This window comes from Microbacterium sp. RG1, from assembly GCF_005347485.1.
In the GTDB taxonomy this organism is placed as follows: Bacteria; Actinomycetota; Actinomycetes; order Actinomycetales; family Microbacteriaceae; genus Microbacterium; species Microbacterium binotii_A.
Genome location: NZ_CP034121.1, coordinates 1,734,727 through 1,747,679, shown reverse-complemented (window position 1 = coordinate 1,747,679; position 12,953 = coordinate 1,734,727). Strand labels below are relative to the sequence as shown.

The following is a 12,953-nucleotide window of genomic DNA, read 5'->3' as shown; positions in this document are numbered from 1 at the left end:
CGCGATGAGCATGTACGACGCCCAGGATCCGACCACCCAGTTCCCCCGGCCGCCCTTCCCGCCCCAGCAGCAGAGCGCGCCGGGAGACATCCACGCGATGGATCCCGCGCCCGACCACGGCGAGACCAGCTACATCGGCTTGGGGCGCCTGCCCGGGCGGAAGGCCCTCGTGACCGGCGCCGACTCCGGCATCGGCCGCGCGGTGGCGATCGCCTATGCCCGCGAGGGCGCGGATGTGGCGCTCAGCTACCTGCCCGAGGAACAGGCGCAGGCGGAGGAGGTCGCGGCGCTCATCGAGAAGGAGGGTCGCAAGGCCGTCCTCCTTCCGGGAGACCTCCAGCAGGAGCAGATCAACATCGACGTCGTCGAGCGCGCCGTCGACGAGCTCGGCGGCCTCGACATCCTCGTGATCAACGCCGGCACGATGCCGACCGTCGACAGCATCGACGACTTCGAGACGCACACGCTCGACCACGTCGTGAAAGCCAACATCTATCCGCTGTTCTGGCTGACCAAGGCCGCCTCCGCCCATCTGAAGCCCGGCGCGGCGATCATCACGACCTCGAGTGTGCAGGGCTTCCAGCCCTCGCCCTCGCTGGCCGAGTACGCGGTCTCGAAGGCGGGAATCGCCAACTGGACGCGCGCGATGTCGCAGCAGCTGATCGAACGCGGGATCCGCGTCAACGGTGTGGCTCCCGGTCCGATCTGGACGCCCCTGCAGCCCGCATACGTGCCGAACGAGAAGATCGAGGAGTTCGGCTCGCAGACGCCGATCGGACGGGCCGGCCAGCCCGTCGAGCTCGCCCCGGCGTTCGTCTTCCTCGCCTCCCAGGAATCCAGCTACGTCGTCGGCGAGACGATCGCCGTGACGGGCGGGATGCCGGTGCACTGACCTTCGCGGGGGAAGCGGCCGTCCGGATACCGGGCGGCCGCCTCTGCGCGTGCGCTTAGCATGGGCGGATGGATCCGCGGGTGCGTCGCACGCAGGAGCGCCTGCGTGCCGCGGCCTTCGAGCTGGCATCCACCACGCGGTTGTCGCAGATCAGCGTGACCGACCTCTGCCGTGCCGCCGGCGTCACGCGCGACACCTTCTATCGGCATACCGCGGGCGTCGCGGAGCTGATGGCCGACGCGCTCGAGGCGGAGCTGCAGGAGGTGACCGCGACCCTCGGTGCGGATGCGGCGATCGGCGACGGCGAGCGGATGCTGTTGGAGCACGTCCGTACGCGCGCCGTTGTGTACCGGTCGGCGATGGAGCCGCTGCTCGCGGCGCCGGTGCGTGCGGGGCTCGAGCGGAGCCTCCGGCAGGGACTGGAGCAGTGGGTGCACCAGCGTCCCGGTATCGTGCCCGCGGCGATCGCGGGCGATGCCGCCGCGGTCTCGCTCGCCGTCGCCTATGCCGCGGCCGGGACGGTGGGGGCGATCGAAGAATGGCTGCGCACGGACATGGCGGATCTCGATCGTGCGGTCGCTGTCATCCTGACCGCGTCCGCCGGCTGGTGGCAGCTCTGACCTGACCCGCGATCTATAAGACATATGTCAGATAGATTGCCTAGACTGCTGTCGAGCAGCGACGCCGCCCGGTCGTCGCGGGAAGGCAGTCATGGCACGTTTCGACGGCAAGGTCGCGATCGTCACCGGAGGCGTCTCCGGAATCGGCGCGGCGATCACGCGTCGCCTGGTGGATGAGGGCGCTCGGGTCTTCGTCGCCGACATCAACGCCGAGGCGGTCGCCGCCGCCGGCGCCACGTTCGGCGACAGCGTCGCGGGACTCGCGACCGACGTCACCGACGAAGGCGGGATGGCGGCGCTCTTCGACGGCGCACGCGAACGCTTCGGACGCATCGACGCGGTCTACAACGTCGCCGGCGGATCCCGGCCGGGCCGCATCGTGGACATGGACCTCGCGACGTGGGATTTCAACATCCGCCTCAACCTCTACGGCGCTTTCCTCGGCACGAAGCTCGGCGCCGAGCACTTCCTCGCCGAAGGGCAGCAGGGGTCGATCGTGAACATCGCGTCGCTGAACTCGCTCGTCCCGATGCACTTCGGCGCGGGCTACTCGGCCGCCAAGGCCGGTGTCGTGATGCTCACGAAGAACGCCGCGCTGGAGCTCGCCGGCGACGGCATCCGCGTCAACGCGGTCTCGCCAGGTCTCGTGGCGACGCCGCTCACCGGCGGTCTCATGACCATGCCCGGTGTTCCCGAGGCGTACATGGCCCGCATCCCGGCGGGCCGTCCGGCCGAGCCCGAGGAGATCGCCGGCGTGGCGTTGTTCCTCGCGTCGGATGACGCCTCCTACATCAACGGCGAGAACGTCGTCGTCGACGGCGCCTGGCAGACCAGCGGCTACCCCGACCTGCGCCCCTTCCTCGGCTGAGGCGCTGCACGGGCGGCTCGTCCGGGTCGCCCGTGCACGCGTAGGCGAGCAGCAGCCGATAAGTCAAGCCTCAGCTGTTTGCTACCGCCCGGGCGCACAGTGGAGGAAACCCCACGGAGCAGGAGGCGACGATGACGCTGCAGATGATGCCGGAGAACCGCACGCCCGCAGCCGGTACCGCCGCCGACGTCACCGCTGACGCCCCGGACGTCGAGGAACTGCGGTGGGAGCGCATCGCCCCCGAACGCTATCGGGCCCTGCGCGGCGAGGACTGCGTCGGCTTCGTCGACGTGGTCGGCGCCGTGTTCGTCGTGCTGGCCGGATCCCGCTACGACCGCGCGGAGGAGATCGCGCAGACGCTCGATTTCGACCAGGTGACGGCGCTTCTCGACGGCTCCTCGCACTGAGCGGATCCACACGTCGTCCAGGTCGCTCTCGGTGACCGGATGCGGATATGCCAGATCGCGTATCCGGTGTCAACCCTCTTTGTTCGTGCACGAACGACCTCGATTCTCGTTGCTGTCACGCGGCTGCGTGTGGCGGATACTTCCCGCGTGGATCGGATCGATACCGAGCCGGCGGGCGGGTGATCGCACAGTGTGGGGATGCGCCGTGATCGGCGCGCGAGGAGGGCAGTTGGGTAGGTTGGATTCCACGGTCGTCGTTTCAGGTGACGGGGCGTGAACCAGGGAGCACCTTCCCGCCGTGGACTGCAGACGGATGACCCGCAACGCGCGCAGGAATCGGTGAGCGAGCTCTTCAACACCTCGATGGTTCTGACGGCCGACCCGCCGGCCGGATTCCGCTACCAGATGGCGGCCGTGAGTGACAGCACCCTCATGGCCACGGCGCTCCGCTTCGGCGGATCGAACCGTACGGACGCGGAGGAGTTCCCCCAGTTCATCGTCGCCCACGCGGTCGCCGGCCGTCATCGGTGGTCGGTGGGCCAGGAGAGCGGCGACGGCCGCATCCCGTTCCTCGTACCGCCGGCGACCGCGTTCTCGGCACGTTTCACCCAGCTGCAGCTGCGGGCGGTCAGCCTCGACGCCGACACGTTCCATCGGGTGCTGCGCGGGATGCTGGGGGAGGAGCCGCCGCGGCTTCGGACCGACCGGGTCAACGGCAGCGCCCAGCGCCACTCGATCGTCGCCGAGACGCTGCGCTTCATCGAGGCGACCCTGCTCGCCGACGAGACTGTGGCCACGTCGCCGCTCCTGCGCGCCCAGTTCACGCACCAGCTCGTGGCGACCATCGCGACCTCCTTCCCGCTGTTGGGCGAGCACTCGCACACGCGCGCGCAGAGCTCGCCGCGCACCGTGCGCCGGGCGATCGCGTTCATGGAGGAGCACGTCGCCGAACCCATCACCATCGGCGACGTCGCGCTCGCCGCGGGGACGTCGGTGCGCGGTCTGCAACTCGCCTTCCGGCGTTCGTACGAGATGTCGCCGTCGGCGTTCCTGCGCCGCATCCGGCTCGAGGGGGCGCACGCCGATCTGATGGCCGCGGATGCGGGTGCCCGCACCGTGCGGGAGATCGCGGCGCGGTGGGGCTTCGCCCACACGGGCCGCTTCGCGCACCAGTACGCCGAGGCCTACGGCGAGCCGCCCTCGCACACGCTGCGGCGCTGAGCGCGCGTCGGGGACATTTCGTGCGCGCTCGGAGTGGAGTCCGCGAACCGGCGAAAGTGCTCGCATACCGTGAACGGCATGGGACAGATCTTCTACGGAGCGGGCGAGACGGCGGTGGAGATCGAGGATCGCGCCCTCGCGCATCTGAAAGTCGTCATCGCCACGAAGCTGCGCCGCGGCGAGAGCTTCACGGTCTCGCTCACGCATCCGGACAGCGAGGAGGGCGGGCGCAGCACCCTCTGGTTCGCCCCCTCCATCCCGCTGAGATTCGTGTTCGACGACCCGGAGCCCGCCGAGATCAGCCGCGAGTGGATCGAGGAGCTCGCCCGTTCGGCGCACTCCTCGGGTGGGATCGTGCTTCTTCCGGAGCGTGCGGAACCCGGCGACGACGCGGGGTGAGCGGAGCCCGCGCGCGGGTGCCGGCGACCGCCCGTGTTAGGATCGCTCCTTGGAAGTGTGTCCGAGCGGCCTAAGGAGCATGGCTGGAATCCATGTAGGCGGGGTAACTCGCCTCGCAGGTTCAAATCCTGTCACTTCCGCCATCAGATGAGCGTCACCCCGTCCGCGGGGTGACGCTCATCTTCTGTCTACAGCGGTGTGCGAGCGTGCTCGTGCCAGCCCGCGCCGGCCGCGGTCGTGCCGGGACGGATGACGAGAGAGCGCGGTGCGACGACGGCGAGGATGCGTCGCGGAGCCGTGGCCTGATCCATCAGCGCGCGCCGCACGCGCGAGGCCGCCGTGGCGAGGCCGCTGCCGTCATTGATCGACGCCGCGGATGCGGGCGCGTAGCTGGCGTGCTCGATCGCGTCCACGAGCAGCCGCAGATCCTCCGCCGCTGCCCCCGCCGCGACGAGGCGCTCGGCCAGCGCACGCGGCGATGCGCTCGCGGGGACCGGCAGCCCGAGATCGATCGCCGCTTCCTCCACGAACAGCCACGCCGCGCTCGCGTCACCCCGCGCGGCGAGGATCAGGCGCCGGCGGCCACGCAGCGCATGGACCAGCGCGGGAGCCGTCAGCAGGAGGAGGGCGGCGATCGTCACCCACACGGCGGGAACGATCGCGCCGGTTCCGGCGCTGCCGTCGACCGTGCCGGCCTGCGGGCTGTCCGGGGTGTCGGGGCGCTCGGTCGCAGCGGTGGTGGGCGTGGCTTCCGCCGTCGGTGCCGGGGATGCGGAGTCGATCTGATCCAGCGAGGTGCCCACACCGCTGGAGAACACGGTCGGCACGCCGAGGCTGTTGGTCGGCTCGAACGGCACCCAGCCGATGCCCTCGAAGTACACCTCGGGCCAGGAGTGCAGCAGGTCGCTCGAGACCGAGTAGACGAGGTCGCCGTCGATCCGATCCGTCGTGGCGGTGCCGGGCAGGTAGCCGATCACGATGCGCGTCGGCATCCCCAGCGACCTCGTCATGGCGGCGAAGGCGGAGGCGAAGTGCACGCAGTATCCGCTGCGCACTTCGAGGAACTGTCCGATCGCGTCGACGCCCGCTCCATCGAAACCCTCCTGGACGGGTGCGTCCAGCGAGTAGGTGAATTCGCTCGAGCGGAACCAGCGCTGCAGGGCGAACGCGGCGTCGTAGTCGTTGCTCGTCTCGGCGGTGACGGCCCGGGCGAGCTCGGACACGTTCGCCGGGGTGTCGTCGGGGATCTCGCGGAGTTCGGGGTCGACGTCGGCGCCGCGGGAGGTCGCAGCACGGATCTGCTCCAGCGTGGGGGTGGGCGTCTCGGTGATGACCTCGTAGCTCTGGCCGCGCGAATCCCCGTCTTCGCTGACGACCGTGCGGTTGTCGGCCACGATGCCCCAGTCGCCCGTGAGCCCGCCGATCGCCGTCGCGGGGAAGGGGATGGGCAGGTACGGGGTGTTCAGCTTCACGATGTCGATCTTCGTGTCGGCGCTGGTGCGAGCGATGTCGGGATCGGTGCGCACCGGGCCGAACCCGGGCCCTGCGCCCACCGGCGTCGCATCGCGTTCGTCCGGCCGCCAGACCTCGCCCGCGAAGCTCGACAACGTCACGGCGCGCAGGTACGGAGCGCGGGGCTCGGACGAGCGCACCCGCAGCACTTCGACGGGGTTCGGCCGCCGCAGGTCGTCGCCGAGGCGCAGGGTCGGGTTGATGCCGCTGCTGCCGACTCCGCTTACCGCCGCCTCGCCGTCGGGGGCGGGCAGCAGCGGTGTGACGACGACCGCCACGGCGATCGATGCGACCGCGATGAGAGCGGCCGACGCCGCGGCGGGCGCACCGCGCGGGCCGGTCGTGCCGCGGTGGGTGCGCGTGTCGGTCGCGAGCAGGAACAGGATGCTGGCGGCCAGCAGGACGAAGGCGAACACATCCATCGACGCCGGCACCGCGATGGTGGGAACGACGGCGACGGCGACGAGGGCGATGGCGGCGAGCAGCGGCATCCGGGTCGTGATGACGACGTGATCGAGGACGATGGCGAGCGCCCCGATCGCGGCGACGACGAAGAACGACAGCGCGGGCGTCGCGGTCAACGGCGCCGCCCCCACCGCCATCTCCTGCACCGCCGCGGAGACCAGCGCGCCCACCGCGTCGAACGACGCCGGGGAGGGGACGAGCCCGCCCCAGGCGCTGTCGCGCAGATAGAGCAGGGTCAGCGCGAGCACCCAGACGACGATGTCGATGCCGGTGACCACGAGCCCCGCGACGCCGACGCGGCGCAGCACCGCGCCGAGGGCCAGGACGACGGCCGCGAGTCCGAACCCCGCCGCGACCCAGGCGCCCGGCGCGATGACGCGCATCACCGGAAGCGTCGTGGCGACGAGCGCGACGAACACACCGACGGCCAGCGCGGCCTGCCCCTGGGCGTGCGTGGTCTTCTCAGCCGGCATGGGGGAGCCTCTCCGAGACCGCGTCACGCCACGCGTCGGCGACGTCGTTGCCGAGCGCCGCGGCCGTCCATCCGGTCGCCGCGTCGAACGCCCCGGGTGCGGGAGCGGTGCTGAGCAGCACGGGGAAGGCGCTGTGGTGACCCACGGTGGCGAGCATCGCCGCATCCGTCTGCGACAGCGCGCCGGTGACCAGCACGAGCGGACCCGTCGTCTCGCCCGCGAACAGTCCCGCGAGCGCACCGAGGCGGTCGTCCAGCCGCGCTTGCACCGTCGCCAGCACGAGCATCGCGGCCTCGAGCGCCGGCGCATCCGCCGGCTCCACGTGGTCGCACAGCGGGACGCCGTCGGGCTCGATGAGTGCGACGGTGTACCCGTCGGCGACGAGTCGTGCCAGCGCGGACGCGACCGCGCCCACGGCGGCCTCGAAGGCGGGATTGGAGCCGGTGGCCTCGGTGGCATCGGGGGAGAAGCGGCCCAGCGCGCGATCGAAGACGATCGTCGCCTCGGGCGAACTCTCCTGCTCCTCCTGGCGCACCATGAGCTCGTCGCGGTGGGCGGAGGCGCGCCAGTGGATGCGGCGCATGGAGTCGCCGGGCGCCCATGGGCGGGCGATCACGTCGTCGGTGCCCTGTCCGAGCCGGTTCGTCGCGCGCGAGAGACTGCCGCCCGAGGCGCCGGCGACGCCCGCCAGCGAAAGCAGCTCCTCGACCGCGGGCGTCACCACCAGCCGCGTCAGCTCGCCCTGGGCGACGGTGCGCCGGGCGACGCCGAACGGATCCAGCGAGCTGAGCTCGAAGGGGCCGATCCAATGGATGCCGCGGCGGCGCACCCGGGCCCGATACCCCACGACGACCGCACGATCGTCACGACTGAACCCGGAGGAGACGGCGGGGAAGGTGCCCGGGCCGCCGCCTTCGATACCGTCCGGCATCGAGTCGCGCCAGCGGCCGCCGGAGGTCGGAAGTGCGGAGTGCGCCCCGACCCGCACGGTCACCTCGATCTCGTCGCCCGCATCCGGTACCGCGGGCACGACGGTGCGGGTGACCTCGGCGCGACCGCGCGCTGCATAGACGGCGACCAGCCCGGCCACCACGAGCGAGACGAGGAGCAGCCCCACGAAGACCAGCTCGACGAGACCCAGCTGGTTCGCTGCGGCGAAGCAGGCGAGAGCGAGGACGACGGCACCGGTTCCCCGCGCCGTGAGCGGCCAGCTGCGTCTCATGCGCTCAGGTGCGCGCGGCGAGGGGAACGCGGACGCTGTCGACGATGCGCTCCAGGATCTTGGGCACCGAGTGCGAATCCGAGCCCCGGGTGCTGGAGGAGCGCGTCGCGATGATCCGGTGCGCGAAGACGGGCACGACCAGCGCCGCGATGTCGTCGGGGATGACGAACGCGCGCCCCTCGAGCGCCGCCCACACCTTCGCGGCCCGCACGAGCTGGAGGGTCGCCCGTGGGCTCGCCCCGAGGCGCACCTCGGGATGCGTACGCGTGGCCTGGGCCAGCGCCACGGCGTACTCCTCGATGGCAGGCGCGACGTGGATGCGTCGGGCCCAGGCGATCAGCCCCAGCACCTCTTCCGCGTGCACGACGGGGTGGATGTGGGACAGCGGGTTCTCGGTCTCGCGCTGGCGGAGCATGAGAGCCTCTGCCGCCGCATCCGGATACCCCATCGAGATGCGCATCATGAAGCGGTCGCGCTGCGCCTCGGGCAGTGCGTACGTGCCCTCCATGTCGAGAGGGTTCTGGGTCGCGACCACGAGGAACGGGTCCGGGAGGTGATGCGCCTCGCCGTCGACGGTCACCTGACGTTCCTCCATCGCCTCCAGCAGTGCGGACTGCGTCTTGGGGGAGGAGCGGTTGATCTCGTCGGCGATGACGATGTGGGCGAACACAGCGCCGCGCTTGAACTCGAACTCGCGGGCGACGGGATCGAACACCGACACGCCCGTCACGTCGCCCGGAAGAAGATCCGGCGTGAACTGGATGCGGCGCACGGTCGCGTCGACGGATGCCGCCAGCGCACGGGCGAGCATGGTCTTGCCGACGCCGGGGACGTCCTCGATGAGCAGGTGACCCTCGGCGAGGAGGGCCACGAGGGCGCTGCGCACCGCATCGGGCTTGCCGTCGATGACGGTGGCGACGCTCTTGCCGATCGCGCGCGTCAAGCGGGTGAACCGCTCGGCGTCCATCGCGGAATCGACCTCGTCGGTGAGGACTCGTGCGGTATCGGTCATGCCGGATGCCTTCCCGTCGGCGCGATCGTGTCCCGATCGTAACGTGCGCTGCGGAGCATGGGGCGGGGTATTCGCCGTGAGCGGCGGTGTGCGGGCTGGGTTAGACTTGTGTCAGCTCTCCGCGAGGCGGCATCCAGGCCAACTCCCCCAGGACGGAAACGTAGCAAGGGTAACCAGGCTCTGCCGGGTTCGCGGAGAGTCTTTTCTTTTCCCGTCGACGTGCCTCGAGCGTAGGGTGGCGCCGTGCACCGGGACACCGCACAGGACGAGCTCCGCCGCATCCTCGACGTCGGAGGTGACGTCGGCCTGAGCGGGGTCGCGCACCTCGATGACGCCCTGCCCGTCTCGACGCTGGCCACGACGGCGATGGGCGCGCTGGCCTCGGCCGTCGACGCGCTGATGCAGAGCGCGTCTCTGCTCCCCGGCCCCGAGGTGCGGGTGGATCGCACCCTCGTCGACGCGTGGCTCGGCCGCCACATCCGGCCCGCTCAGGGGTCGTTCCCTTCGCCCTGGGATCCCCTGTCCGGCGCCTTCCCGACCGCAGACGGCTCGTGGATCCGCACGCATGCCAACGCGCCGCACCATCGGGCGGCCCTGCTGGCCGCACTCGCGCTTCCCGACGCGCGGACCGTCGAGGAGTTGTCCGCCGCGATCGCCCACCGCGGCGCGGACGAGCTTGAATCGGCGATCGTCGCGGCGGGCGGTGCGGCGGCGACGCTGCGCACCCGCGCGGAGTGGATGCGGTCCGTGCCCGGCTCCGCCGTCGCCTCGGAGCCCCTCATCGCCCGCATCGATACGGGGCCGACAGACGCGGGTTCGACCTGGCATCCCGAGCCGGCCAGACCGCTCGCGGGGCTTCGTGTGCTCGATCTGACCCGTGTCATCGCGGGGCCCGCCGCCACGCAGGTGCTGGCAGGCCTCGGCGCCGACGTGCTCCGCATCGACCCCGACACGTGGGACGAACCCGCCGTGCTCCCGTACGTCATGGCCGGCAAGCGCTCCGCGCGCCTGGACGCGAAGACACCCGCCGGGCGGCGTACGCTCTCCGATCTGCTGGCTGCCGCCGACGTCCTTGTGCACGGCTACCGCGCGGGTGCCATCGACCACCTGGGGCTGGGCGAGGATGAACGACATCGCCTGCGCCCCGGACTCGTCGAGGTCGGGGTTCGCGCGTACGGCTGGAGCGGACCCTGGGCCGGCCGACGCGGATTCGATTCGCTGGTGCAGTTCTCGACCGGAATCGCCGACATCGGCATGCGGCACGCGGATGCGGCGGCCCCTGTCTCGCTGCCCGTGCAGGCCCTCGACTGGACGACGGGGTACCTCGCGGCGGCCGCCGCCGTCGCCGGACTCACCCGCCGCCAGATCTCGGGGCGTGGCAGCAGGTGGCGACTGTCCCTGGCCCGCACCGCCCACGCACTGACGACGCTCGCCGGGGAGGGCGCCGCATCCGCATCCGGCGCCGATTCCGTGACAGTTGCGGGACAGCGGATCGAGACTTCGGAGGGTGCGCTCCTGCTCGCGCCGCCGCCTTTCCGGGTGGGCGAGGCGACCCTGCGTTTCGATCGCGTGGCCACGCGCCTCGGCGGTGACCCGCCCGCCTGGCTCTGACCCCCGACCCCCTGCGGGCAAGTGGGGCGGCGAGAGCGGCTGCCGGGGGAGCGGAGTTTATTCACGGACGCCTCATCTGGCTCCCCACATGAGGCGCGCCTAGGCTGATCGGGTGGCTCAGAGCATCCTCATCACGTCCGCGGAAGGTCATTCGGGAAAGTCCACGATCGCATTGGGAGTGCTCGAAGCGCTCAGCCATGCGACCGCGCGTGTGGGCGTCTTCCGCCCCATCGCCCGTTCGACGACCGAGCGCGACTACGTGCTCGAGATGCTGCTCGACCACGACGGCGTCGACCTCGCCTACGACGACTGCATCGGCGTCGGCTACGACGACATGCACGCCGACCCGGATGCGGCACTCGCGCGCATCGTCGAGCGGTACAAGACCGTCGAGGCGCAGTGCGACGCGGTCGTCATCCTCGGCAGCGACTACACGGATGTGGGCAGCCCCGCCGAACTCGGCTACAACGCCCGCATCGCGGCGAATCTCGGTGCCCCCGTGCTGCTGGTCGTCGGGGGCCGTGCCCAGCAGGGTCAGAGCGAGCAGCTCGGCACGAGCGATCCGCGCACGCCCGCCGACATCGCCCAGATCGCGAAGCTCTCGGTCGGCGAGTTGCGTCAGGCCCGCGCGGAGCTGTTCGCCGTGGTCGCCACCCGCGTCGACCCCTCGATGCTGGACGAGACCATCGGGGCCGTCCGTGACATCGTCCCCGCGGGTATCGAGGTGCCCGTGTGGGCACTTCCCGAGGACCGCTTCCTGGTGGCCCCGACCGTCCGGGGCGTCATGCGCTCCGTCGACGGAACGCTTGTGAAGGGTGACGAGGAACTGCTGACGCGCGAGGTGCTCGGCGTGATCGTCGCCGCCATGAGCCCCGCCAACGTGCTCCCGCGGCTCAGCGACGGGGCGGTCGTGGTCATCCCCGCCGACCGCACCGAGGTGCTGCTCGCGACCCTGCTCGCGCATGCCTCCGGCACGTTCCCGTCGCTGTCGGCCATCGTCCTCAACGGTCCCTTCCCACTGCCGGCCGACATCGACCGCCTGATCGACGGCCTCGGGTCCCGGCTCCCGATCATCGCGACCGACCGTGACACCTACGACACATCCGTGCGCATCATGAACACCCGTGGCCGGCTGGCCGCCGACTCGCAGCGCTCCTACGACACGGCGCTGTCGCTGTTCGAGAGGCACGTCGACGGCGCCGAGCTGACGCGTCTGCTGGGCCTCGCCAAGCCCACCGTCGTCACGCCCCTCATGTTCGAGTACGGGCTCGTCGAACGGGCGCGCTCGAACCGCCGTCGGATCGTGCTGCCCGAGGGCGACGACGACCGCGTGCTGCGCGCAGCCGCCACCGTCCTCGCCCGCGGCATCGCCGACCTCATCATCCTGGGTGAGGAGGTCGAGGTCCGCTCGCGCGCTCTCGAGCTCGGCATCGACATCGCCGCGGCCCAGGTCATCAGCCCGTTCGATCCCGTCCTGGTGCAGAAGTTCGCCGAGGAGTACACGCGTCTTCGCGAGCACAAGGGGATGACGATGGCGCGCGCCGCCGACACCGTCACCGACGTCTCGTACTTCGGCACGCTCATGGTGCACCTCGGTCTCGCCGACGGAATGGTCTCGGGCGCCGCGCACACGACGGCCCACACCATCCGCCCTGCCTTCGAGATCATCAAGACGCGTCCGGGCGTCGGCGTCGTCTCCAGCGTCTTCCTCATGGCGCTCGCCGATCGCGTCCTGGTCTACGGCGACTGCGCGGTCATCCCCGACCCGACGGCGCCGCAGCTGGCCGACATCGCCGTCTCCTCGGCCGAGACCGCCGACCGCTTCGGCATCGAGCCGCGCGTCGCCATGCTGTCCTACTCGACCGGTGAGTCCGGGTCGGGAGCGGATGTCGAGAAGGTGCGTGAGGCGACCGTCATCGTGCGAGAGCGCGCACCCGAGCTTCCCGTCGAGGGTCCCATCCAGTACGACGCGGCCGCAGACGCCGCCGTCGCCTCCAAGAAGATGCCGGGCTCGCCCGTCGCGGGTCGCGCCACGGTCTTCGTCTTCCCCGACCTCAACACCGGCAACAACACCTACAAGGCCGTGCAGCGCTCGGCCGGGGCGATCGCGATCGGCCCCGTCCTGCAGGGTCTGAACAAGCCCATCAACGACCTGTCGCGCGGTGCGCTGGTCGAGGACATCGTCAACACCATCGCGATCACCGCGATCCAGGCTCAGGGCGATGAGCCCGCATCCGAAGGGAAGGCATGA

11 protein-coding genes, 1 tRNA gene and 1 other RNA gene are annotated in these 12,953 nt (G+C 71.1%); 10 read left to right on the top strand and 3 right to left on the bottom strand.

What is annotated here, in order from left to right; genetic code table 11:
* The first annotated feature begins 4 nt into the window (after positions 1–4).
* The 7 genes from EHF32_RS08435 to EHF32_RS08405 all read left to right on the top strand — a co-directional run bounded on the left by EHF32_RS08435 (position 5) and on the right by EHF32_RS08405 (position 4,550).
* Entirely contained in the window at positions 5–892 is an 888-nt protein-coding gene (locus EHF32_RS08435; protein WP_272949037.1) for an SDR family oxidoreductase, read from the top strand.
* Positions 893–960: 68 nt separating this feature from the next.
* The gene (locus EHF32_RS08430; protein WP_137417758.1) at positions 961–1,512 is read left to right on the top strand and encodes a TetR/AcrR family transcriptional regulator; all 552 of its coding nucleotides are present in this window, start codon (positions 961–963) and stop codon (positions 1,510–1,512) included.
* A 91-nt stretch (positions 1,513–1,603) separates the two neighbouring features.
* Positions 1,604–2,380, top strand: a complete 777-nt coding sequence (locus EHF32_RS08425; protein WP_137417757.1) for an SDR family NAD(P)-dependent oxidoreductase — start codon at positions 1,604–1,606, stop codon at positions 2,378–2,380.
* Positions 2,381–2,511: 131 nt separating this feature from the next.
* Positions 2,512–2,787, top strand: a complete 276-nt coding sequence (locus tag EHF32_RS08420; RefSeq protein WP_137417756.1) for a hypothetical protein — start codon at positions 2,512–2,514, stop codon at positions 2,785–2,787.
* Between the two features lie 339 nt (positions 2,788–3,126).
* Positions 3,127–4,008, top strand: a complete 882-nt coding sequence (locus EHF32_RS08415; RefSeq protein ID WP_137417755.1) for a helix-turn-helix transcriptional regulator — start codon at positions 3,127–3,129, stop codon at positions 4,006–4,008.
* 78 nt (positions 4,009–4,086) lie between these two features.
* On the top strand, positions 4,087–4,407 hold the full coding sequence (locus tag EHF32_RS08410) for a DUF7882 family protein (protein WP_137417754.1): 321 nt from the start codon (positions 4,087–4,089) through the stop codon (positions 4,405–4,407).
* Positions 4,408–4,458: 51 nt separating this feature from the next.
* Positions 4,459–4,550 (top strand) — tRNA-Ser (locus EHF32_RS08405).
* A 45-nt stretch (positions 4,551–4,595) separates the two neighbouring features.
* Here the strand turns inward: EHF32_RS08405 and EHF32_RS08400 are convergent.
* From EHF32_RS08400 to EHF32_RS08390, 3 genes are read right to left on the bottom strand one after another with little or no spacing between them, the layout of a single operon-like run.
* On the bottom strand, positions 4,596–6,857 hold the full coding sequence (locus EHF32_RS08400) for a transglutaminase family protein (protein ID WP_137417753.1): 2,262 nt from the start codon (positions 6,855–6,857) through the stop codon (positions 4,596–4,598).
* Positions 6,847–8,079, bottom strand: a complete 1,233-nt coding sequence (locus tag EHF32_RS08395) for a DUF58 domain-containing protein (RefSeq protein WP_137417752.1) — start codon at positions 8,077–8,079, stop codon at positions 6,847–6,849. The genes EHF32_RS08400 and EHF32_RS08395 overlap by 11 nt, the downstream gene beginning before the upstream one ends.
* A gap of 4 nt (positions 8,080–8,083) precedes the next feature.
* On the bottom strand, positions 8,084–9,091 hold the full coding sequence (locus tag EHF32_RS08390) for an AAA family ATPase (RefSeq protein WP_137417751.1): 1,008 nt from the start codon (positions 9,089–9,091) through the stop codon (positions 8,084–8,086).
* Between the two features lie 110 nt (positions 9,092–9,201).
* Between EHF32_RS08390 and ffs the strand changes: the two genes are divergently transcribed.
* The 3 genes from ffs (at position 9,202) to pta (ending at position 12,953) form a co-directional block, all read left to right on the top strand.
* An RNA gene (gene ffs, locus EHF32_RS08385) (signal recognition particle sRNA small type) lies at positions 9,202–9,298 on the top strand.
* Positions 9,299–9,334: 36 nt separating this feature from the next.
* Positions 9,335–10,702, top strand: a complete 1,368-nt coding sequence (locus tag EHF32_RS08380; protein WP_137417750.1) for a CoA transferase — start codon at positions 9,335–9,337, stop codon at positions 10,700–10,702.
* 112 nt (positions 10,703–10,814) lie between these two features.
* Entirely contained in the window at positions 10,815–12,953 is a 2,139-nt protein-coding gene (gene pta, locus EHF32_RS08375; protein WP_137417749.1) for a phosphate acetyltransferase, read from the top strand.